Genomic DNA, 20,792 nt, shown 5'->3' with positions numbered 1-20,792 from the left:
GTGACCTGTGAGCAAAGCGACGCACCCTCACACGCTCAAACTCCCGCGTGAGGAACACGGATTGGCGACCTCGAAGGCAGCGACCAGACGGATACAGGGAATCCTTCCGGTGTTTCTGGAGAACAAGATCACGGAGGCGGAGGCCAATGGACTGGTCGTGCCGCTTGATGGCAGCATCGAATCGACGGTTGCGGCGGCGCTAGCTGTCGACGGTATCGGGGCCGACTATGTGACCGGACTGGTGATGCCGGTACAGCTAAGCGATGAAGGGCCTGCCCGGACGGCTGAAACCGTCGCGTCGCTGCTGGATATCGACTGTCACCGGCTCAACCTGCAGCCGGTACTGACGGCGTTCCAGCGGGTCGTCGGTGAAACCGGTGAGCCGACCGACGACCTCGTGGCGATGCAAAACGCCGGCGAACGCTTCCGGATGGCGTGTAAGTACTACGTCGCAAACACCAGAAACGAACTCGTCGTTGGGACGGTCTCCCGGACTGACCGACTGCTGGGTTCCGTTGCGAAACACGGCGAAAACGGCGTGGACCTGTCGCTGTTTGGCGACCTCTATCGAACTGAGATCGAGGCCCTTGCTGATGCGCTCGCGGTTCCATCGAACCTACTCGACCAGTCTTCACGTTTAATGGAGCACACTGGTGCAACTGATGCGAGGGAGCTGGGCATCGACCAGCGAGACCTCGACAGCATCCTCCACTTCGCGATTGATAGGGGCTGCTCCGCGTCGACAGTGGCCGACAAAGTCGGTGTTGGCGAATCTATCGTCGAACGAACAATTCAGTGGTGTGCCAGTACGCGCCACAAGCGACACACGCCACCAAAGCCCTCGATGGATAACTGATACTCTCGGCTGTCTGTCTGTGGCGTCTTTCGCTACCCAGGGGTCGCAAATCTCTCACAATATGGACGGCCAACAGTATGAGCCACACCGTGGTCTTTCTGTGAGCAAAGCAGTTAACAGCTATACTCCGCGATTCTCACATCCATGCAGGCCGACCCCAAGGAGATAATCGATATCGGCGACAGGCTACTGTCGGAGTATCCTGAACTGTTTACTGAGCAGTACGAGACAAACACTCGTCTCGTTCAGCGACTTGCCAGCGTGGATTCGTTTCGTACACAAACCCGACTCACCAAATACATCACCCGCAAAAAACGGACACGGAACGGCTCGCAAAGCTGAGGTCACTACGAAGCACACGCGCCACACGGAGCGCCACACGTCTGTGGCCGGATTGTCTGCACTCGGCGGCCATCCCGATATGAGGACCTTCTTTATGTAGAGACCGTCTTGCAGGACGTATGTTACTCACTGGGACTGTCGTTGCGGATTCTGAGACCGTCCTGCAGGACGGAGCGGTCGTCGTTTCCGGGGACCGTATCGAGGCCGTGGGTTCCCGGGCCGAACTCGAATCGCAATACGCTGACCACGAACACCAGTCATACGACGTGCTGTTGCCGGGGCTTGTCGGTGGCCACATCCATTCCGTACAGAGTCTCGGCCGCGGCATCGCCGACGATACGGAACTACTCGATTGGCTGTTCGACTACATTCTGCCGATGGAAGCCTCCCTCACGGCCGAGGAGATGGAAGTCGCGGCGAAACTGGGCTATCTGGAGATGATCGAAAGCGGGACCACGACCTGCATTGACCACCTGTCGGTCGCTCACGCGGACCGCGCCTTTGAAGCGGCGGGTGAGATCGGCATCCGCGGCGTGCTCGGGAAGGTGCTGATGGACCAGCGCTCGCCCGACGGCCTGCTAGAGGACACACAGGCCGCACTGGACGAATCTGAGCGGCTGATTCAGCAGTATCACGGTGCCTATAACGACCGGATCCGGTACGCTGTCACACCCCGTTTTGCCGTCTCGTGTAGCGAGGCCTGTCTCCGTGGGGTGCGCGAACTCGTGGACAAATACGACGGTGTCCGCATCCACACCCACGCCAGTGAGAACCAGAGCGAAATCGAGACGGTGAAAGAAGACACTGGGATGCGAAACATCCACTGGCTTGACGAGGTGGGACTCACCGGGGAGGACGTTGTTCTTGCGCACTGTGTCTGGACCGACGAGAGCGAGCGCGAAGTCCTCGCAGAGACGGGGACTCACGTCACGCACTGCCCGTCCTCCAACATGAAACTCGCAAGTGGTATCGCACCGATCTGGGACTACCGTGACCGCGGTATCAACGTCGCAATCGGCAACGACGGACCGCCCTGTAACAACACCCTCGACGCCTTTACCGAGATGCGACAGGCAAGCCTCCTGCAGAAGGTTGACCAGCTAGACCCGACGGTGACACCGGCAGCCGAAATCTTCGAGATGGCGACGCGAAACGGTGCGAAAGCCGCCGGCTTCGAGGAACTCGGTGCAATCCGGGAGGGATGGCGCGCTGACATTGTCGGCCTCGATACGGACCTCACGCGGGCAACGCCGCTGCACGACGTACTCTCCCATCTGGTGTTTGCGGCCCACGGCGACGATGTCCGCTTCACGATGGTCGACGGGAACGTCCTCATGGAACAGGGTGAGGTAACCACTATCGACGCCGACGCCGTCCGCTCTCAGGCCTCGACGATGGGCCTTGAGATGGACCTCGAAGACGCACGCAAGTCCGCACAGGAACAGAAGCCCTGACGCGGGCCTGTTGGCTCTCGTCCGAATGTCAGCCGAGCCGCGTCCGCAACTGAGACCCGAGCCAGTCGCTCGTGACGACCAGCGCAAACACGGCAAGGATGGCGGTCGAGAGTTTCCCGTACTGCAACCGCTGAATGGTGATGACGAGATAGTATCCGACGCCACCCGCACCCACGAACCCGAGGATGGCGGCCGACCGAATGGTACACTCCCAGCGGTACAGCGTGTACGAGGCGATTGTGGGCGTCACCTGCGGAACCATCCCGTGACAGACCGCCTGCAGGCGTGTTGCGCCACTTCCGGCGACTGCTTCCGTCGTCATCGGGTCGGTGTCTTCGAGGAAGTCGGCGTACAGTTTTCCCAGGACACCGGCGTTGTGAACTGCAAGCGCGAGCACACCCGCAAACGGGCCGAGGCCGATAGCGGTAACGAACAGGAATCCCCAGACGATGCCGGGGACGGAGCGCAGAAAGCTGAGCACGGTTCGGCTGGCGTGATAGAGACCGCGTCCGACGGCAATACGGCCGGCTGAAGCGTTTCTGTATAGCGGGCCACGATGGGTGACGGTGGCGGCACTGGTCAGACCGAGTGGGACGGCGAGCGCGACAGCGAGTGTGGTTCCGACAACGCTGATAGCCAGGGTTTCGACGATAGCCCACAGCAGGCCATCCCGAAGGCTTCGTCCCAGCAGGTATTCACGGCCAGTCTCCGGTGGGAAGCCCTCGGCAACGAACGCGCCCATCTGCTCACGAGCACCGGCGGCGAACAGGGCCATCGGATCCACTTCGGCGATCCACGCCGCAGTCGCTAGAATGACACAGCCGCCGAGGAGTGTCGTGAGCTGGCCTTTCGAGAGTCCGGTCGCAGCGTGCTGGGCGGCATCTGGACCGCTATATTTTTCAGACATACCACGGAACCGGGATATCGCTCTCTTTCTCTGTTCCCGTTCGTTCGGCGTCGGTACCCGGCGTGGATGCTCCCGCCGCAAAGAGGGCATCCAGTTGGTCGTCGGTCACCGCCCGTGCGGGCGTATCAAACCTGACTCGGCCATCCGCCATGCCGACAATCCGGTCGAAGTGCTCCAGTGCCAGGTCGACCTCGTGAAGGACGGTGACCAGCAGTTCCCCGTCGAGGGCGGCGTCGAGAACGTCGATAACGTTCCGACGGGAGCTGGGGTCGAGGTTCGCTGTCGGTTCGTCGGCCAACACGACCTCGGCATCCTGCATGAGGGCCCGTGCGAAGGCGACCCGCTGGCGTTCGCCGGCACTCAACGATTTCACGGGGACATCAGCACGGCCAACTAGCCCGACAGCATCGAGTCGTTCGAGGGCTGGCTCTGGATGCTGGGGCAGCAGTGGCTCGATGAAGCCACGGAGCCAGGACAGGGCTCCGAGGCGTCCAGTGAGGACGTTCGACAGTGCTGTCCGCCGGTCCACGAGCGTCTCCCCCTGATACGCAAGCGTCGCGGTCGAACCCGTACTGCTGCTCCCGTCGAAGCGAACTGTTCCAACATCAGGCTGCAACGCGCCGGCTGCCAGCCTGAGAAGCGTGGTTTTGCCGGCTCCCGACGGGCCGATGACGGCGACCCGTTCACTGGCTTCCAGTTTGAGCGAGACATCCCGTACCGCAACTTTCCCGCCGAATCGCTTGGTGACACTATCGAAAACGAGCCCCTGGCCTGACTGTTTGCCCTCTGGCCGCGCTGTGTACTTGCTCCTCACCCGTCGCCTCCCCGTTCGATGCCAGCCATCTCGACGGCCGTTTCCAGCGAGGTGAACGCGTCGTGGCTCACCCCGACGTACTGGTCGACAGCCTGCTGGTCGAGAATGTCCGTTCGCCCTTTCGAATCGAGGGTCGTGAACGCCGTCTGCACAGCGTCCGCTGTCGTTGCCTCTAGCGACGGGGCAACGGCCCACGGGTAATCAGGGAAACCGGGGGTCCGCCAGAGCTCTTGTACCCCCTCAACAGCGTCCTCTGCGAGTAGTCTGGCGTAGATGCGGGCGTTCAGGGCCCCGACGACACCGCTCGTCCGGCCGACTGTCGCTGCCGTTGCGTCGTGGGCACCGACGTGTGTGACCTGTGCGAACGCGTCGGTGTGTAGGCTGTACTCTGTCCGAAGGTGGTACGTCGGCATCACGGTTCCACTGGTCGAGAGCGGGTCGCCAAACACCAGTTCGGTCTCGCTTGCAGTCTCGACTACGTCTGCCATTTCTGTCAGGTCACTATCTGACGGGGCGATGAACACGGAGTGCCACTCTGTCTGTCCATTCCGTGACCCGACGGCGACTGGCTTTGCGCCTGCTTGATGATGCGCCAGAATGTACGATACACCGCCGTAATAGGCAATATCGACCTGGCCCGCGACCATCGCCTGTACCATCCCGGCATAGTCAGCCGCTGTGCGTAGCTCGGTCTCGACGTCAAGTTCGGTCGCCAGATACGCCGCGAGTTCGGTGTTCTGTTCGATGGCGGTATCCGGGTCCACGTCGGGCACGATACCGACCGTCAGCGTCGGCGTTGCTGTCCCTCCGAGACAGCCTGACAGTGAGAGCGCTGCCGCTGTTCCCAGGAATTCACGCCTCGTGGGTCGCATTACGCTGTGATGCGAGTCGCCGGGCTTGAAAGTTGTGTGCGCCACATCCCGGCTGTGTGGCCCACGACAGCAGTGCGCGTCTGTCGGCCTCAGTCGTTCGTTGCGATGGCTTCGATTTCGACGCCGACACCCTTTGGCAGATTTGCGACCTCAACTGCGCTCCGGGCCGGCGGCGCTTCGTCGAAGAAGCCGGCATACGTGTCGTTCATGTCCGCAAAGTCGTCGATGTCATCAAGATAGACGGTCACCTTCAATACGTCACTCATCTCCAGCCCCTCAGATGCCAGCACCGCTTCGACGTTCGATAGCGCCTGTTCCGCCTGTGTCGCTATCGGTTTATCGTCCAGCAGGTCGCCGTCGGGCGTCATCGGAATCTGGCCCGCGGTGAACACGAGCGAGCCGTTTGTCGTTGCCTGACTGTACGCCCCGACTGCATCGGGTGCATCGGCCGTGCTGATAGTCCGTTTCATCAGCCGAGTGTTCCACCATCAGTGTCTTAAATTTACAGGCTGTCGCGGCGGTCGGTGAACTCGGCGAGGTCAGCATCGGTGTCGATATCCCAGTGGACGCCGGGGTCCGAAACCTCGATGAACGCTGTCTTCTCGGTGGTCTCGATGATATCTCGACCGCCGCGGTCGCCGGAGACAGAGGCGAGCGCATCGAAATGGCAGTTGTCGAAAAGCACCGGATTACCCCGTCTCCCCTCGTGCTCGGGAACAACAACGGTTGCCGTTCCTGTACGGTACGCTTCGAGAAGCTCCTCGATGGTTTCGACGCGTACAAACGGCATATCGCCCAGCAAGAACAGGGTGGCGTCCCAGCCGGCCGAACGGGCAAACTCGACTCCATGTCGAACCGACGCACTCTGGCCGGTCGCGTACTCGTCGTTATGCTGAACCGAGAGCGAGAGGCCATCCAGCGCAGCAGCGACGGCCACTTTTTCGTGGCCGAGGACGGCGACAGCGTCCGACAGCGATGACTTGCAGGCGGTTTCGGCCACCTGTCGGACGACTGCTTTCCCATCGATAGTCGCCAGCAGTTTGTTACCCGACTCGTATCGAGAACTCCGCCCAGCAGCGAGGATGACACCGCCGACTCTGGTCCGATGTTGACCGCTCATAATACCCCTCGTCTCGCAACACTACCGGCTGTGCCCTCGCAGTCAGTCATCGCTGCTTCTCCTCTTGCACATCCGATCTTGAGACCACTTCACAGATATCCGACGCGAACGATGTGATGACGCCCCGAGAACACCGCTCTGTCTGTGAAAGCGCGTGGGTGAGCACGTCAGTAGCGATACGCCGCTGTGGTTCGGTATCCGCTTTGTTGACTAGCGGTATCACAGACGCCTCGGCTGGCGCGTTTCGGAGGCCACCGCTGGGATGTGTGAGCACTGTCCCGACAGCCGCCGCAGTAATCGTGTCGCCCACACGAAGGCCGGTGATATCCGCGACCCGCTCCGGTCGATGGACCACGTCCGTCGTCAGCGCTTCACCGACGGCGGCGACCGAGGCGACCGGGACGACGTGGGTCGCTGTACTCGGGACGACTGGCTCTCCGTCGCTAGGCGCTTTGAACTCCCGCTTGCGTGCCCCGTCAGCCTTGACGAGAAGCCAGTCGAAGAGTTCGGCATCGGATAGCTGCTCCATTACACTCGCCTCGAATCCGCGAACCTTCCGGTTGACTCGCGCCGGATCGGCTACCTCCTCGCGAGCGACAGCAATCGGCGGGTCGCGCGTCTCGAGGTCGGTACGCCACCCGTCCGGGTCGGTGAGCGTCAGAGGCAGGTCGGGCGGGGGCGGCATCGCTGTCGTCGTCGTGTAGCCCACGTCGTATCCCTCGTCAGTTCCCTCGGTCGTCAGTTGTCCCATCGCGGATTTCTTTCCGCCGGCCCCGACAAAGGCGACAGCGGCGCTGGAACCCAGGCCCAGCGCAGCAGCCAGATCCATACGCTCGCTCCGCGCAAGACACACAAATAGCTTACCGGCGCAACCACGTGTGGCGGCGATAGCGTTTTTGTGATCTAATGGCACACGTACCGGTATGGCCCGCGTAGACGTTCGTGGTGAAATCTGCCCCCGGCCAGCGCTCATTGTCCGGCAGGCGCTTTCGGACCTCGATACCGGCGAGACGCTCGTCGTTCGAGGTGATTACCCGCCGGCCGAAGAGAACCTCCGGCGGATGTGCACGACGCACGGCATCGACGTGACGACCGCGGAGACCGCTGGCGAGTCCGACGAGTTCGAACTGGAACTTCGGGTGACCGAGATGGCGTCGGTATCGGAGGCCTGAGTGTGGGACCCGACGCGGCGACTGACGATGACGACGAGACGACGCGCCTGACGGAGTACACGGAACTCCACGGCTGTTCCTGCAAAGTTGGCCAGAGCGACCTCGATTCGCTGCTCGCCGATGCCGGCCTCACCGGTGAGAGCGACGCGTTGCTGTTCGGCATTGGCGAGGACGCCGCTGCGCGGAAACTTACCGACGACCTCGCGCTGGTCTCGACGGTGGATTTCTTCACGCCCATCGTCGACGACCCGTACGACTTCGGACGTATTGCCGCCTGTAACGCCGCCAGCGATGCGTTCGCTACGGGTGCGGTCGAGAACGTCGACTGTCTGGTCGTCCTCGGCCTTCCACGAGAACTAACCGAGAGCGCAGCGCCGATTCTCGCCGGCATGGCTGACGCACTGGACGCGATGGATGGCGTCATCGCCGGCGGTCACACCATTATGAGTCCGTGGCCCTTCGCCGGCGGGGCCATCTCGGCAACGGGGCGTCCCGACGCCCTCCTCACCTCGCAGGGAGCCAGTCCCGGCGACCGGCTCTACCTGACCAAACCGCTCGGGACACAGCCAGCTATGGGGGCGACCCGCGTGACTGACGAGCAGTTCGTCGAGACGGTCACCGACGCCACTGACCGGCCGCTCGACACCATTGCTTCGGAGGCTATTGCGTGGATGACCACACCGAACCGGGACGCAACAGTCGCGTGCCGCGAATACGCGACAGCCGCGACTGATATTACCGGCTTCGGCCTCGTCGGGCAGAGCCGCGTGGTGGCCGCCCGCTCGAACGTCGGTATCGAACTGACACATCTCCCGGTCATCACGGGAACGCCTGCCCTCTCGACGCTTTTCGGATACGGGCTGACTGCGGGCGAGAGCGCGGAGACCAGCGGGGGACTGTTCGTCTCCGTCCCGCCGACTGCGACTGACGCCGTCGAAACGGCGTTCGACGACGCCGGCGTGTTCTACCGTGCTGTCGGCCGTGTTACGGCCGGACGCGGTGTCTCACTTTCGGACCCGACTATCGAAGAAGTCAGCCGCTAACGTCGATTAAGAGCCTTCTACCGCAACCGGAGCACTGCCTCTAGCACGCCACCGCCGAGACACAGTGCTTTGTCGGAGATTTTCGTTGGGTCGACAGACTCGCCACGAGGGTCGACATCGCCGAGTTTGGTGCCCTCGCTGACACCGAGGCCGCCGTGAACTAGGCCGCGAACCAGTCCATCTATCTCGGTTTCGACCGGCCGGTCGCCGACGGTGCCGACCACGTCGCCGGCTGTGACACTATCGCCGATGGCGACCGTCGGGGTCCACTCACCGTCTGTCGGGGCGCGAAGCACCCGCTCGTGAGTGTAGCCACGGCGTTCGCCGGGCTCGCCGTCGTATTCGCTTGCCGTCCCGTCGTAGAACACACGGCCGAGTTCGTGCCCGCGGTCCGTTTCGACGACTGCGTCTACGTCCTCTCCGGCCTCGAAACCGGGCCCCATCCCGACCACCACGTCGGCGTCTTCCCGGCGCGTACCGGTGTCGAACGCCCCTTTCGCCATAATCGCGTCGACGAGGACCGCCGCGTTGAGGTCGTCAGTGACAGTCGCCTCGGGGTCGACGAGTACCGGCACGACATCGTCGGCGAGCAGTTCGAGTGCCTCGTCGATGTCCGCTGCTGCACGGCCAGTGACTCCTTCGACTTCCACCTCGTCTTCGTACAGCGCCGCGCCGAAGGCGACCGCCCGCCGGACGACTGTCGGTTGGTCGACTTCGGTGACGATGACCGGAAAGCCGGCCTGCTGAAGCCGATAGACGACGCCGCTGCCGAGGTCGCCGCCACCGCGGACGACGACGAGGTCGTCGAGATTCAGGCGCGTCGCCCGCGCACCGGTGGCGTCGTGGCGGTCCATGGTGACCTCGGCGAGAATCGAGAGCGCGACGGCGGCCGGCCCGCTCCCGCCGAGGTCGAGTCCCACCGGTGTCTGGACCCGGCTGAGGTCCCGACGGGCGTACCCGGACTCGGCGAGCGAATCGAGCACGTGGTCGGCCTTTGTCTCGCTTGCGACGAGGCCAACGTAGCCAGCCTCGCCGTCCAGCGCTGCGGCGACGGCAGCCTGATCGAACGTCCCGCTCCGCGTCGCGACGGCCACGGCTGTCTCTGTCCCCATTGGCAGGTCACCGAGCGCCTCTCCGTATTCGCCGTGAATCACGTCCGTCTCGTCGGGGAACTGCGTCGGGTCGGCGTACGCCTCGCGGTCGTCGACCACGGTGACGGCGTAGCCCAGTCGCTCCGCCAGTGGGGCCAGTTCGACGCTGATGTGGCCGCCGCCGGCGATGTAGAGCTGTGCCTGTCCGCGAACATGGTCGATGAACACGTCCATCTCGCCGCCACAGACCATGCCCGTGTTGCCGCCGCGTTCGAGTTCGTACGTCCGGACACCAGGGTCGTCGGCTCCCGAAAGCACTGACCGAGCGTCCTGTATGGCGAGATGCTCGACCGTGCCGCCACCGATGGTTCCGTACTCTTCGTCAGCGGTGACGATCATCTTGTCCCCCACGTCCCGCGGTGCGCTGCCGTCCTTGCGGACGATAGTCAGGAGCGCCGCCGGCTTTCCTTGCGCTGCCAGTTCATCAAGCTGTTCGAACAGGCTCATACGAAGCTCTTGACCTCCTGTTCGACCAGGCGTTCGACTACGGCGTCGTAGGATATCCGGTCGATGTCCGGCGGCAGCGAGACACCACGCACGGCCACGTCTCTCGCGACCGCTGAAACTGGTGCGTCGATATCCGGTGTGAGGTAGACGCCGTCCTGAATCAGGACGACGTGCGCCTCGGGGTCCCCGGCGGCAGTACGCAGTCCGATTTCTGCCATCGGCTTGTCGATGAGATATAGCATTGTCAGAAGTCCAGTGTCCGGTCGGCGTCACGGATTCGGGCGGTGACGCGGTCGTCCGACCAGACGGCCACGTCGTCGGCGATTTCGCTCTCGTCGACACCGCGCTCGGCCATTGCCGCGCCGTCCGCGACCATCTGTCCGTCCTGTTCCGCCAGGTCGACGACGTGCCCGCTCATGTTGAGCGCCTCGCGGTCGACAGCATCTCGAGCGCCGTACACGCCGTCCTGCGTGAATATCACAGTCACGTCGTGCATATCGAAGCCAGCCGCGACGCCACGGGCGGCGCGCAGCCCCTCCGGGACGTGGACTCGGCCGTACGGTGCACGGGTGAGCAATACCACGACCTCTCGTTTCATAGCGAAACCACCCGGTCGGCCTCGCCGATGATGTCCGCCAGGTCAGGGAGTAGCCCAACTTCGACGCCCTCGGGGTAGTCGGCGGGTGCGTCGATTCCGCGTGCGTCGACACAGAGCCCACAGCAGATGACTTCCGCCCCGTCCGCGATAAGCTCCTGAAACTTCTCGGTCGGCATTTCGTCGTACAGTCCGCTGTCCGAACAGCCGGGTAGGGTCTGGTCCGCGACGGGGACGAGCGCGCCGTCGAGGTAGTGGAAGTAGCTCACCTCGTGGCCCTGATCCAGCGCCGCTCGCCCCAGCTCGTAGGCGGTGCGCCACCGCTCGCTGTCGAAGGGACCCCCTGTCAGCAGAAAGCCGATGTACGCCATACTGTCGGAATTTCGGTGAACCGGTCTTAATAGTTTGCCTGACACACGAGCAAGGTCTCTGGGTGTGGCACTTTTCAGCAAAATACCGACCGTTCGGTAACCTATTTTCCGGCACCGGACTGGTCGTCCAGTGCCGCCATTAAGTCCTCCGCAGTGAACGGCAACTCGGTCAGCCGAACGCCGACGGCGTCGCGGATGGCGTTTGAGAGCGCCGGCGGCACGCCGTTCGTCGGGAGTTCCGCGATAGACTTTGCGCCGAATGGACCGGTCGGTTCGTGTGTTTCGACCAGAATCGTCTCCATCTCAGGGTGGTCCGTCGTTCGCGGCATCCCGTACTGGCGGAAGCCGAGCACGTCTGGATTCCCGTCCTCATCGAAGGTCAGGTCGCCGCTCGTGGCGTATTCGAGGCTCATGTGCTCGCCGCCCTCTATCTGGCCTTCGACCAGCGCGGGATTTATTGCGACGCCACAGTCGGCCGCAAACACTAGCTTGTTGAGTTCGTACTCGCCAGTTTCCGTATCGACAGTCACATCGACGAACTGCGCACCGTAGGGCGGCGGGCTTTCGTCGGTCGAATGGTTCCCGTCCCCGAGGATGTGTTCGCGCTCGTCATCGCCGTAGGTCGCTTCATAGCCGATTTCCTCCAGCGAAACGCGCTTCCCGGTCCGCTCGCTGTATACGTCGCCGTCGCCGGTGTCGAGCACGTCCGGCGGCTCCTCGAGCAGTTTCGCCCCCCACTCCAGCAACCGCTCTTTGGCGTCCTCGGCGGCGTTCTTTACCGCGCGGCCGCTGATGTATGTCGTTGAAGAGGCGTACGCGCCATAGTCGAACGGCGTCAGGTCGGTATCGGCGGCGATGACGACGACATCCTCGGGGGTGCAACCCAGCACCTCGGCGGCAATCTGGGAGAACATCGTGTCCGCGCCGGTCCCGGTGTCGACGCCGCCGACCTGCAGGTGGAAGCTCCCGTCCTCGTTCATCTGTACCTGCGCTGCGCCGAGTTCCTTCCCCGCGACACCGCTCCCTTGGGCGATGAGCGCCATTCCGACCCCGCGCTTGCGGTGGTCTTCGTCGGGCTGTTCGAGGTCGTCGTAGCCGATGGCTTCCTTCCCGCGGTCGACGCACTCGCGGATGCCACACGAGCGAATCTCCCGGGTGAAGCGGTCACCGTCTTTCAGGATTGCGACGCTCCGGTCGAGGTCGCCCTCCCGGACCGCGTTCTGCAGGCGGAACTCGATGGGGTCGAAGTCGAGGCGACGGGCTACCTCGTCTATGTGCGCTTCGACGGCGAAATGCCCCTGCGGCGCGCCGTAGCCCCGCATGGCTGCCCCCATGGGGAGGTTCGTGTGTACTACATCCCCTGAAAAGCGGACGTTCGAGACCCGGGGATAGAGTGGCAGTGGCTTCGTTCCGACGTTGTTCGCGACGGTCATGCCGTGGGTGCCGTAGGCTCCCGAGTTCGACAGCGTGTAGAGGTCCATCGCCTCGATGTCGCCGTCGTCAGTCACTGCGGTCTGCATCTGCATCTGCATCGGATGCCGAAAGCGAAGCGCGGTGAACTCCTCCTGACGACTCATTTCCAGTTTGACTGGCCGGTCGGCCGCCAGATGCAATGCGAACGTTATCGGCTCGATTGCCATCTCCTGTTTTGACCCGAATCCAGCGCCGATACGCGGTTTCTTCACCCGCACGTCACGGATGGGCACGTCGAACAGGTGCGCTATCTGGCGACGGGTGTGAAAGGGAACCTGCGTTGCCGTAATGAACACGTGCCGATTGTCCTCATCGGTGTAGGCAATGGTCGTATGCGGCTCGGGAACGCAGTGAGACTGATACGGCGTCTCCCACTCCGTCTGGATGACGTGTCGCTCCTCGTCGCCACTCGCCCGTTCGAACGCCGCCTCCACGTCACCGAGTTCGCCCTCGAAGTGTGATTCGAGGTTTCTGCTGTAGTCCGCGCCTGACTGCTTGTTTTCTACGTCATCAGCCTCGAACAGTTGTGGCGCGTCCTCGTCAAGGGCTTCTTCGGGGTCGAATACGGCATCCAGCTCCCGGTACTCGATTTCGACTTTCCGGGCGGCTCGGTCTGCTGTCTCCGGGTCATCGGCTGCGACAGCAGCGACCGGGTCGCCGACGAAACGGACGTGCTCGCGCAACACTTTCAGGTCCCACGGGCTCGGCTCGGGGTATGACTGGCCCGAACTGGAGTACAGCTTGTCCGGGACCACGTCGTCGAACGGCGTGATGACGGCGTCGACCCCGTCCATCGCCTCGGCGGCGCTCGTGTCGACCGACTCGACGTAGCCGTGGGCGATGTCGCTGCGAACGACCTTGCCGTGGGCGAGGTCGGGGAACCGGTCGCGGTAGTCCGCCGTGTAGCGGGCTTGCCCGGTGACGATTTTCCGTGCGTCGTCTTTCTCCTCGTCCACGGTAATGGCGTCGCGCTCCGATTCGGGCTTCCGGTCGGGTTCGCGTGCCGCCCCCGTCTCTGACTCCCTGTCGGCTTCGGCTGGGTCCGATTCCGTCCTCTCTGTCCCTTCGGGTTGCTTGCTCGTCTCCCGTACCCGGTCTGAATCGCTCACTGATCACCCTCCATGCAATCGCAGTCGCCGAGTGAACACTCGGTCACCGTGGCGGTCCCGCCGTCGCCATCCATTGCCTGCCCACCATCGGCGGCGACGGCTGTGTCGCTGTCCATCCGCTCGGCGGCGTCTAGCACCGCTTCGACGATTTTTTTGTAGCCAGTACACCGACAGAGGTTGTCCGACAGGGCTTCCCGGACCTCCTGTTCGGTCGGGTTCGGGTTCGTCTCCAGCAGCGCCGTCGAGCGCATGATCATCCCCGGGATACAGAAGCCACACTGTAGCGCAGTATTGTCGACAAATGCCTGTTGCACCGGATGCAGGTCGTCCTGTTCGCCCAGGCCTTCGATTGTCTCGACGGATGTGTCCCGTACTTTCGTCACCGGCTCGCCGCAGGATTTCACCGGTTCGCCGTCGACGTGGACCGTACAGAAGCCGCACGCGCCAGTGTCACACCCCCGTTTCGATCCGGTGTACCCGTTCCGCCGAAGGACATCGAGAAGCGAATCGGACTTCGATGCTTCGACAGTCCGTTCCACACCGTTAATTTCTAGTTCGATTTCCATATGACTCATCAGCTCGCTGGCTATGTCAGCAACGTGACGAACAGAGCGGTAAATAGCTATCGCGGATTTGCGATATGCCACGCCGACACACCGGTTCTGTTGGCGTGACTGTCACCGCGATCGGAGCTAGGCTTTGCGCTCGTCCAGTCTTGCCTTGATTTTCTCGGCGGAAATGGGCATTTCCCGGATACGGACGCCGACGGCGTCCCGGACGGCGTTGGACAGCGCCGGCGGGACTGTGTTTGTCGGGACCTCCGCAACCGATTTCGCGCCAAACGGACCGGTCGGCTCGTGGGTCTCGACCAGAATCGACTCGATGGGCGGCGTCTCGGTCGCCGACGGCAGTCCGTACTCGTCGAAGTCAGCTATCTCCGCCCGTCCCTCGTCGTCGAGCGTGATACCCTCGCTGACGGCCATCTCGTAGCTCATGTGGTTTGCGCCTTCGATTTGGCCCTCGGCCATCCCGGGGTTGATGGCGACGCCGCAGTCGACCGCGACGACCAGTTTGTGCACCTCGAACTCGCCGGTTGTCTCATCGACGGTCACGTCGGCGAACTGGGCGGCGAAGGGCGGGGGGCTCTCCTCGGTGCAATGGGTCCCCTTCCCCAGGATGTGTTCCCGCTCGTCGTCGCCGTAGGCGGCCTCGTAGCCAATGTCTTCGAGTGTGACCGAATTGCCGCTCCTCTCGCTGTACACCGTTCCGTCGCCGGTTTCCAGAACATCGACTGGCTCCTCAAGCAGTTTCGCCCCCCAGTCGAGAATCCTTTCTTTTGCGTCCTCGGCGGCCTTCTTGACGGCCATCCCACTGATGTACGTCGTCGAGGAGGCGTACGCGCCGTAGTCGAACGGCGTCACGTCTGTATCGGAAGATTTGACGATAATATCGTCCTCGTCACAGCCCAGTACTTCTGCGGCAATCTGGAGGAACGCTGTGTCAGCGCCCGTCCCGATGTCGACGCCGCCGACCTGCAGGTGGAAGCTCCCGTCCTCGTTCATCATTATCTGAGCGGCCCCGAGCTCGTCGCCGGCGACGCCGGTCCCCTGCGCCGACAGCGCCATCCCGATGCCGCGATGCAGATGGTCCGCGTCGGGCTGTTCGAGGTCGTCGTAGCCGATAGCGTCTTTTCCGCGCTCGATACACTCGTCGAGGCCACACGAGCGGATACGGCGGTTCGCTCCCTCTCCGCCCATCATCCCTGCGATCTCGTCGAGGTCGCCGACTTCCATGTGGTGTCGCCGCCGGAATTCGATGGGGTCGAGACCGAGGTCGCGAGCAACCTCGTCGAGATGGCCTTCCAAGGCAAGCGTGCCCTGTGGTGCGCCGTAGCCACGCATTGCGCCGGTCTGTGGCGTGTTCGTGTGGACGATATCGGCCTCGAACCGAGCGTTCGGGACCTTCGAGTACAGCGGCATCGGCTTGCTTCCGACGTTGCCCGCGACGGTCATCCCGTGGCTGCCGTACGCGCCGGTGTTCGACAGGGCGTAGATGTCGATAGCTTCGATATCGCCGTCGTCGGTCACGGCCGTCTTCGCTTTGACTTTCATTGGGTGCCGGGAGCGCATCGCGTAGAACTCCTCCTCGCGACTGGCCTCGTACAGGACCGGGCGGTCGGTGGCGAGCGATAGCGCCAGCGGAATCGGTTCGACGACCATCGCCTGTTTCCCGCCGAACCCGCCGCCGACCCGCGGCTTCGTCACCCGGATGTCACGGATCGGGATGTCGAATAGGTGGGCGAGCTGTCTCCGGGTGTGGTTTGGCACCTGCGTACTGGTGATGAGGACATGGCGGTCGTCTTCGTCTGTGTACGCCAACGAGGTGTGTTTCTCGACGTTCGCGTGGGACTGGCGGATCGTCTCCCACTCGGTTTCGTGGACGTGGGTGTCGTCGTCGAGCGCCCCGTCCACGTCGCCCAGTTCGCCCCCGATGTGAGCCATTCGGTTGCGGTCGTAGTCGTGGCCGACGATCTCGTTTTCGACCTCGCCGTCCTCGAACAACTGTGGCGCGTCTTCGTTGAAGGCGTCCTCCGGATCGGTGACGTAGTCGTACTCCTCGTACGACACCTCGATAGCCTCGACGGCGGCAGTCGCGGTCGCCCGGTCTTCTGCCGCGACAGCGGCAATCGGGTCGCCGATGTAACGGACGTGCTCGTTCAGCACGCGCATGTCCCATGGGCTCGGCTCGGGGTAGGACTGTCCAGCACTGGTGTATTTGGCGTCCGGCACTGTGTCGGATTCGGGTGTCAAGACCGCCTCGACACCGTCCATCGCCTCGGCCGCACTCGTGTCGATGCCAGTCACGCGGCCGTGTGGAATTTCGCTTCGGACGACCGCTGCGTACGCGAGGTCGGGATACCGCTCCTCGTAGTCGGCGGTGTACTTCGCCTGTCCAGTGACGAGCTTTCGGTCGTCGTACTTCTCTGTCCGGTGGGAGACGGTGTCGCGCTCGCCGGGGGCCTTATCGTTGTTCTCGGGTTCGTCCCATTCGAGTGGGTGCTCCTCGAACCGTTCGTCTTCGACAGTCTCTGACTGTGAGACCGTTCCGCCGTCGGCCTTGGCTGTCTCGTCGTCGTTACTCATCGCAGCCACCTCCACAGCAACTGGTCGACTCGTCTCTATGCTGTGCCACAGTGACCGGGTGGCCGCCGTCTGCGGCGACAGACTGTTCCCCCTGCATTCGCTGTGCTGCGTCCAGCACGGCTTCGACCGGTTTCTGATAGCCAGTGCAGCGACAGACGTTGTCGTCTAAGGCCTCCCGAACCTCCCGCTCGGTTGGGTCGGGATTCGAATCCAGCAGCGCGACCGCCTCGATCACCATGCCCGGAATACAGAATCCGCACTGGACGGCGAAGTTGTCGACGAACGCCTGCTGGACCGGGTGCAGGTCGGCCTGTGTCCCGAGCGCCGCGACGGTCTGTATCTCACTCCCGTCGGCGTCTGTCGCCTCCATCCCGCAGGCCATTCGCACGTCCCCATCGACGAATACCTTCGATGCACCGCAGGTCCCGCCGTCGCAGCCACATTTTACGTCGATGTAGCCGCGCTGTCTCAAAACCGTCGCCAGGTCGTCCCCTGACCCGGCTTCGACTATCGTCCGCTCGCCGTTGATTGTGAGTTCAATATCCACAGAGTACCCTCCAGTTTTCGGCATGCATTACGGATACACGCCTGTTAGTGAACAGGTGTGCAACACCATCTCATATATGTATGGTTCACAGGTGTTTGATCGCAGTGTTGCCAGACGAAGCCGCGGGTCACCAGCAGACAACAGGCTGACACAGCTGCGACAGACAAGACAGTCGCTGTGTGACGTGTGCCAGATGTGTGATATTCACACGCTTGGAACGGAACGGCTCACTCGGCGGCCTTCGTCTGCACAGCGTTCAGCAGTACCTCAGTCCCGGTGACGATGTCATCCCATTCGGTGAATTCGCTCTCGCGATGGCTGATTCCGTCGACGCTTGGAACGAAAATCATGCTCGTCGGAGCTATCTTGTTGAGGTAGTTCGCATCGTGGCCCGCGCCGCTGACCAGTCGCGTGTACTCACAGCCGACCGTCTCGGCGGCCTCGACGACTGTGTCAATGCAGCCCTGATCGAACGGGTCCGCGTCGACCCGCATTATTTCCTCTATCTCGTATTCAAGGCCTTCGCGCTCGGCCGCGTGGGCGACCTCTTCCCTGATCTGTTCGACGGCCGCGTCGACCACAGCATCGTCGTACGAGCGGAAATCGAGCGTGAATTCCACCGTCTCGGGGATGACGTTGATAGCGTTTGGCCACACGTCGACACTGCCAACTGTCCCGACGAGGTCCGTTCCTTCAGTCGCTGTGATCCGCCGGACTGCGCGGGTTACGTCCGCCGTCGCCACGAACGCGTCGTGGCGCATATCCATCGGTGTCGGCCCGGCGTGGTTCGCTTGGCCCTCGAAAGTGACGTTCAGCCAGGAAAAGCCGAACACGCCTTCGACAGCGGCGACTGGGATGTCCTGCTGCTCGAGAAACGGCCCCTGCTCGACGTGCATCTCGAAGTAGCAGTGGATGTCATCCGCTTCACAGGGTGTTTCGCCCTTGTAGCCGATGCGTTCGAGTTCATCGCCGAACCGCCTGCTCTCCTTGTCCTCGCGCTCGTACGCGTAGTCGAGGTCGAAGATATCACAGTAGACACCGCTGCCGAGCATATCCGGCTGAAACCGGACGCCCTCCTCGTTGCTCCAGGCAACGACCTCCAGTGGACGTTCGGTCGTCACGCCGGCGTCGTTGAACGCCTCGATGACTTCCAATCCACCGAGGACGCCGATAACGCCGTCGTACCGCCCGCCGTTGTACTGGCTGTCGATGTGTGACCCGAACAGAACCGGCGCGGCGTCGCTGTCAGTTCCGTCTCGCCGACCGAAGATGTTGCCCATCGTATCGATACGGACCTCCAGCCCGGCCTCCCGGAACCACTCGACCAGTGTGTCGCGGGCCGCCTTGTTCTCGTCGGACAGGCTCGGCCTGTTCACGCCGCCCCGTTCTGTCGCGCCGATCTTGTTGAACGTATCGAAGCGCCGTCTGAACCGCTCGCTATCGAGACTGACGGATGGCATTGGGTAGCTGTTCCGCGGTGTCGTCTTGAAGATTGTGTCGGGGTGGCCCCACACAGATCGACAGACACGGTGTGGCACGCGCTCGCCCCCTGTCACACACGGTTGAGACCACCGAAAGAGCCAAACGACCGTTCCGCGAGTCAGCAGACATGACCGAGCTGAGTGCCGCGTCCATCGCGTTCAGAGACGCGCGGGTGCTGGACGGGAGCGGTCGCCCTCCGTTCACTGCGAGCGTGCGTGTCGCCGACGGTCGAATCGACGCTATCAGCGAAGCCCCGCTTGCGGCCGACCGCGTTGTCGACCTCGACGGGTCGTATCTCGCACCGGGGTTCATCGATATGCACGCACATTCGGAGCTGCGGCTTTTCGAGAATCCCGGTGCCAGGGAGAAACTGACGCAGGGTATCACGACGGAAGTCCTCGGACAGGACGGGGTCAGCGTCGCTCCGGTGCCGCCGAACCTCACCGACGAGTGGGCGGAACGGGTCAAATCACTCGACGGCACGCTCGGCGAAACGTGGCCCTGGCACACCGTCTCTGGCTATCTCGAAGCGCTCGAATCCGTCGAGCCTGCTGTCAACTGTGCGTACTACGCCCCACATGGCAACATCAGGTCGATGCTGGCCGGATTCGAGGACCGCCCACTCAGCGGTGAACACGTCGTCGCCGCCGGACCAGTCACCGGTCAACGGCTGGACAGACCGAAGTCAGACCACGACACAGCCCCCGGTGAGCTCGATGCGATTCGACAGGAACTCGAAGTAGCGCTTGAAGAAGGCGCGTTCGGCATGTCCAAAGGGATGATATACCCCCCGAGTTCGTACGCCCGCGACGACGAACTGGTGGCGCTTGCGGATACCCTCGCCAAGCGTGACTCGTTTATGATCTCTCACGTCTGGAACGAGACGGACCGTGTGGTCGAATCTATCGACCGGTATCTCGATATCTGTCGCCGCGGCGGTTGTCACGCCCACGTCTCACATCTCAAGGTCGGCGGCCAGCAGAACTGGGGGGACTCCGAGGCTGTGCTTGACCTGTTCGACGACGCTGTCGACCGTGGTCAGCGGGTCACCTTCGACCAGTATCCGTACACCGCCGGGTCGACGATGCTTACCGCGCTGTTGCCGCCGTGGGCACGGCAGGGCGATTCAGAGGCCATCCGGCACCGCCTAAACTCCGCGGCTGTTCGCGACCGCATCGCCGCTGATATTTCCCAGCCGGGTGACTGGGAGAATCTCGCGTACGCCGCCGGGTCGTGGGACAATATCCTCATCACACGGACCGGGAGCGGCCGCTATCAGGGTGATACCATCGCGGACATCGCCGCCGAGATGGACCGCGAGCCGGTCGACGCGATGTGTGAACTACTCGTCGCGGAGGAGTTGGACGTGACGATGGCCGACTTCGTGATGGCCGAAACTGATATCGAGCGGTTTCTCGCGGACGACCGTGGTACGTTCTGCACGGACGGCATCTTCGGCGGAAAGCCCCACCCGCGGGCTATCGGGGCGTTCAGCCGCATCCTCGAACGGTACGTCCGTGAACGGAACGTGCTCTCGCCGGAACTGCTGGCGTACAAAGCCGCAGGCAACCCGGCTGATATCCTCGGCCTCAGGGACCGCGGCTACGTCCGTGAGGGGTACATCGCGGACCTCGTGGCTTTTGATCTCGACTCGGTGTCGGCGAACGCGACCTACGAGAACCCGTTCCAGTTCTCCGACGGGATGGAGTACGTCCTCGTCGGCGGCGAGATTGCCGTTCGGGACGGCGAACTGACCGGCGAGCGAAACGGCGACGTGCTCCGCTCCTACGAGGAATGGGGTGGTGCGACTCGCCCCGAACTTGACCGCGCTGCTGATGACTGATTGATCGGGCTGACGGCTCTGACCGACCGTATAGCGACTTGCCAATCCGAC

The 20,792-nt window shown here is 63.0% G+C and carries 21 protein-coding genes; 6 read left to right on the top strand and 15 right to left on the bottom strand.

Going from position 1 to position 20,792, the window contains the following annotated elements:
* Positions 1 to 7: 7 nt before the first annotated feature.
* The 3 genes from nadE (at position 8) to BDK61_RS19090 (ending at position 2,652) form a co-directional block, all read left to right on the top strand.
* Positions 8 to 856, top strand: coding sequence for an NAD(+) synthase (gene nadE, locus BDK61_RS19100; RefSeq protein WP_208644696.1), 849 nt, complete (start codon positions 8 to 10; stop codon positions 854 to 856).
* A 144-nt stretch (positions 857 to 1,000) separates the two neighbouring features.
* Positions 1,001 to 1,198, top strand: coding sequence for a 30S ribosomal protein S17 (locus BDK61_RS24295; protein ID WP_121304159.1), 198 nt, complete (start codon positions 1,001 to 1,003; stop codon positions 1,196 to 1,198).
* 119 nt (positions 1,199 to 1,317) lie between these two features.
* Positions 1,318 to 2,652, top strand: a complete 1,335-nt coding sequence (locus BDK61_RS19090) for a 5'-deoxyadenosine deaminase (protein WP_004965511.1) — start codon at positions 1,318 to 1,320, stop codon at positions 2,650 to 2,652.
* A 28-nt stretch (positions 2,653 to 2,680) separates the two neighbouring features.
* On the opposite strand, the gene phnE is transcribed toward BDK61_RS19090, so the two are convergent.
* The 6 genes from phnE to yqeC form a co-directional block, all read right to left on the bottom strand.
* Positions 2,681 to 3,559 carry a phosphonate ABC transporter, permease protein PhnE gene (phnE, locus tag BDK61_RS19085; protein WP_011222653.1) on the bottom strand — a complete coding sequence of 293 codons (879 nt, stop codon included), beginning with the start codon at positions 3,557 to 3,559 and terminating at the stop codon, positions 2,681 to 2,683.
* Positions 3,552 to 4,373 (bottom strand): phosphonate ABC transporter ATP-binding protein, encoded by an 822-nt coding sequence (locus BDK61_RS19080; protein WP_121304157.1) that lies wholly within the window; start codon positions 4,371 to 4,373, stop codon positions 3,552 to 3,554. Before BDK61_RS19080 ends, phnE begins: the two co-directional genes overlap by 8 nt.
* Positions 4,370 to 5,245, bottom strand: coding sequence for a phosphate/phosphite/phosphonate ABC transporter substrate-binding protein (phnD, locus tag BDK61_RS19075; RefSeq protein WP_121304155.1), 876 nt, complete (start codon positions 5,243 to 5,245; stop codon positions 4,370 to 4,372). The genes BDK61_RS19080 and phnD overlap by 4 nt, the downstream gene beginning before the upstream one ends.
* A gap of 89 nt (positions 5,246 to 5,334) precedes the next feature.
* Positions 5,335 to 5,715: a Rid family detoxifying hydrolase gene (locus BDK61_RS19070; protein WP_121304153.1), complete on the bottom strand. Its 381-nt coding sequence runs from the start codon at positions 5,713 to 5,715 to the stop codon at positions 5,335 to 5,337.
* 32 nt (positions 5,716 to 5,747) lie between these two features.
* A complete protein-coding gene (locus BDK61_RS19065; RefSeq protein WP_121304151.1) occupies positions 5,748 to 6,365 on the bottom strand; it encodes a nucleotidyltransferase family protein in 618 nt (205 codons plus the stop codon).
* A gap of 46 nt (positions 6,366 to 6,411) precedes the next feature.
* A complete protein-coding gene (yqeC, locus tag BDK61_RS19060; protein ID WP_121304149.1) occupies positions 6,412 to 7,194 on the bottom strand; it encodes a selenium cofactor biosynthesis protein YqeC in 783 nt (260 codons plus the stop codon).
* Between the two features lie 94 nt (positions 7,195 to 7,288).
* On the opposite strand from yqeC, the gene BDK61_RS19055 reads away from it, so the two are divergent.
* Together BDK61_RS19055 and selD are read left to right on the top strand one after the other, a co-directional pair.
* Positions 7,289 to 7,537: a sulfurtransferase TusA family protein gene (locus BDK61_RS19055; protein WP_121304148.1), complete on the top strand. Its 249-nt coding sequence runs from the start codon at positions 7,289 to 7,291 to the stop codon at positions 7,535 to 7,537.
* A 2-nt stretch (positions 7,538 to 7,539) separates the two neighbouring features.
* Positions 7,540 to 8,580, top strand: coding sequence for a selenide, water dikinase SelD (gene selD / locus BDK61_RS19050; protein ID WP_121304146.1), 1,041 nt, complete (start codon positions 7,540 to 7,542; stop codon positions 8,578 to 8,580).
* 17 nt (positions 8,581 to 8,597) lie between these two features.
* On the opposite strand, the gene yqeB is transcribed toward selD, so the two are convergent.
* From yqeB to BDK61_RS19005, 9 genes are all read right to left on the bottom strand, one after another.
* Entirely contained in the window at positions 8,598 to 10,178 is a 1,581-nt protein-coding gene (gene yqeB / locus BDK61_RS19045) for a selenium-dependent molybdenum cofactor biosynthesis protein YqeB (protein ID WP_121304144.1), read from the bottom strand.
* Positions 10,175 to 10,420, bottom strand: a complete 246-nt coding sequence (locus BDK61_RS19040; protein ID WP_004965490.1) for a hypothetical protein — start codon at positions 10,418 to 10,420, stop codon at positions 10,175 to 10,177. Before BDK61_RS19040 ends, yqeB begins: the two co-directional genes overlap by 4 nt.
* 2 nt (positions 10,421 to 10,422) lie before the next feature.
* Positions 10,423 to 10,776, bottom strand: a complete 354-nt coding sequence (locus BDK61_RS19035) for a DsrE family protein (RefSeq protein ID WP_004965489.1) — start codon at positions 10,774 to 10,776, stop codon at positions 10,423 to 10,425.
* Positions 10,773 to 11,144, bottom strand: coding sequence for a DsrE/DsrF/TusD sulfur relay family protein (locus BDK61_RS19030; RefSeq protein ID WP_011222661.1), 372 nt, complete (start codon positions 11,142 to 11,144; stop codon positions 10,773 to 10,775). The genes BDK61_RS19035 and BDK61_RS19030 overlap by 4 nt, the downstream gene beginning before the upstream one ends.
* Before the next feature lie 101 nt (positions 11,145 to 11,245).
* On the bottom strand, positions 11,246 to 13,726 hold the full coding sequence (locus BDK61_RS19025; RefSeq protein ID WP_121304142.1) for a xanthine dehydrogenase family protein molybdopterin-binding subunit: 2,481 nt from the start codon (positions 13,724 to 13,726) through the stop codon (positions 11,246 to 11,248).
* A complete protein-coding gene (locus BDK61_RS19020) occupies positions 13,723 to 14,292 on the bottom strand; it encodes a (2Fe-2S)-binding protein (RefSeq protein WP_121304141.1) in 570 nt (189 codons plus the stop codon). Before BDK61_RS19020 ends, BDK61_RS19025 begins: the two co-directional genes overlap by 4 nt.
* A gap of 126 nt (positions 14,293 to 14,418) precedes the next feature.
* Positions 14,419 to 16,869 (bottom strand): xanthine dehydrogenase family protein molybdopterin-binding subunit, encoded by a 2,451-nt coding sequence (locus BDK61_RS19015; RefSeq protein ID WP_121304139.1) that lies wholly within the window; start codon positions 16,867 to 16,869, stop codon positions 14,419 to 14,421.
* Entirely contained in the window at positions 16,862 to 17,440 is a 579-nt protein-coding gene (locus BDK61_RS19010; RefSeq protein ID WP_004965479.1) for a (2Fe-2S)-binding protein, read from the bottom strand. Before BDK61_RS19010 ends, BDK61_RS19015 begins: the two co-directional genes overlap by 8 nt.
* Before the next feature lie 203 nt (positions 17,441 to 17,643).
* Complete coding sequence (locus BDK61_RS19005) at positions 17,644 to 18,876, bottom strand: Zn-dependent hydrolase (protein WP_121304137.1); 1,233 nt, start codon at positions 18,874 to 18,876, stop codon at positions 17,644 to 17,646.
* A gap of 149 nt (positions 18,877 to 19,025) precedes the next feature.
* Between BDK61_RS19005 and BDK61_RS19000 the strand changes: the two genes are divergently transcribed.
* Positions 19,026 to 20,741: an N-acyl-D-amino-acid deacylase family protein gene (locus tag BDK61_RS19000; protein ID WP_011222666.1), complete on the top strand. Its 1,716-nt coding sequence runs from the start codon at positions 19,026 to 19,028 to the stop codon at positions 20,739 to 20,741.
* Positions 20,742 to 20,792: the final 51 nt, after the last annotated feature.

Origin of the sequence: Haloarcula quadrata, assembly GCF_003634715.1 — an archaeon.
GTDB classification, from domain to species: domain Archaea; phylum Halobacteriota; class Halobacteria; order Halobacteriales; family Haloarculaceae; genus Haloarcula; species Haloarcula marismortui.
The sequence above is the reverse complement of the archived record's forward strand: the minus strand, read 5'-3'. Positions and strand labels throughout refer to the sequence as shown.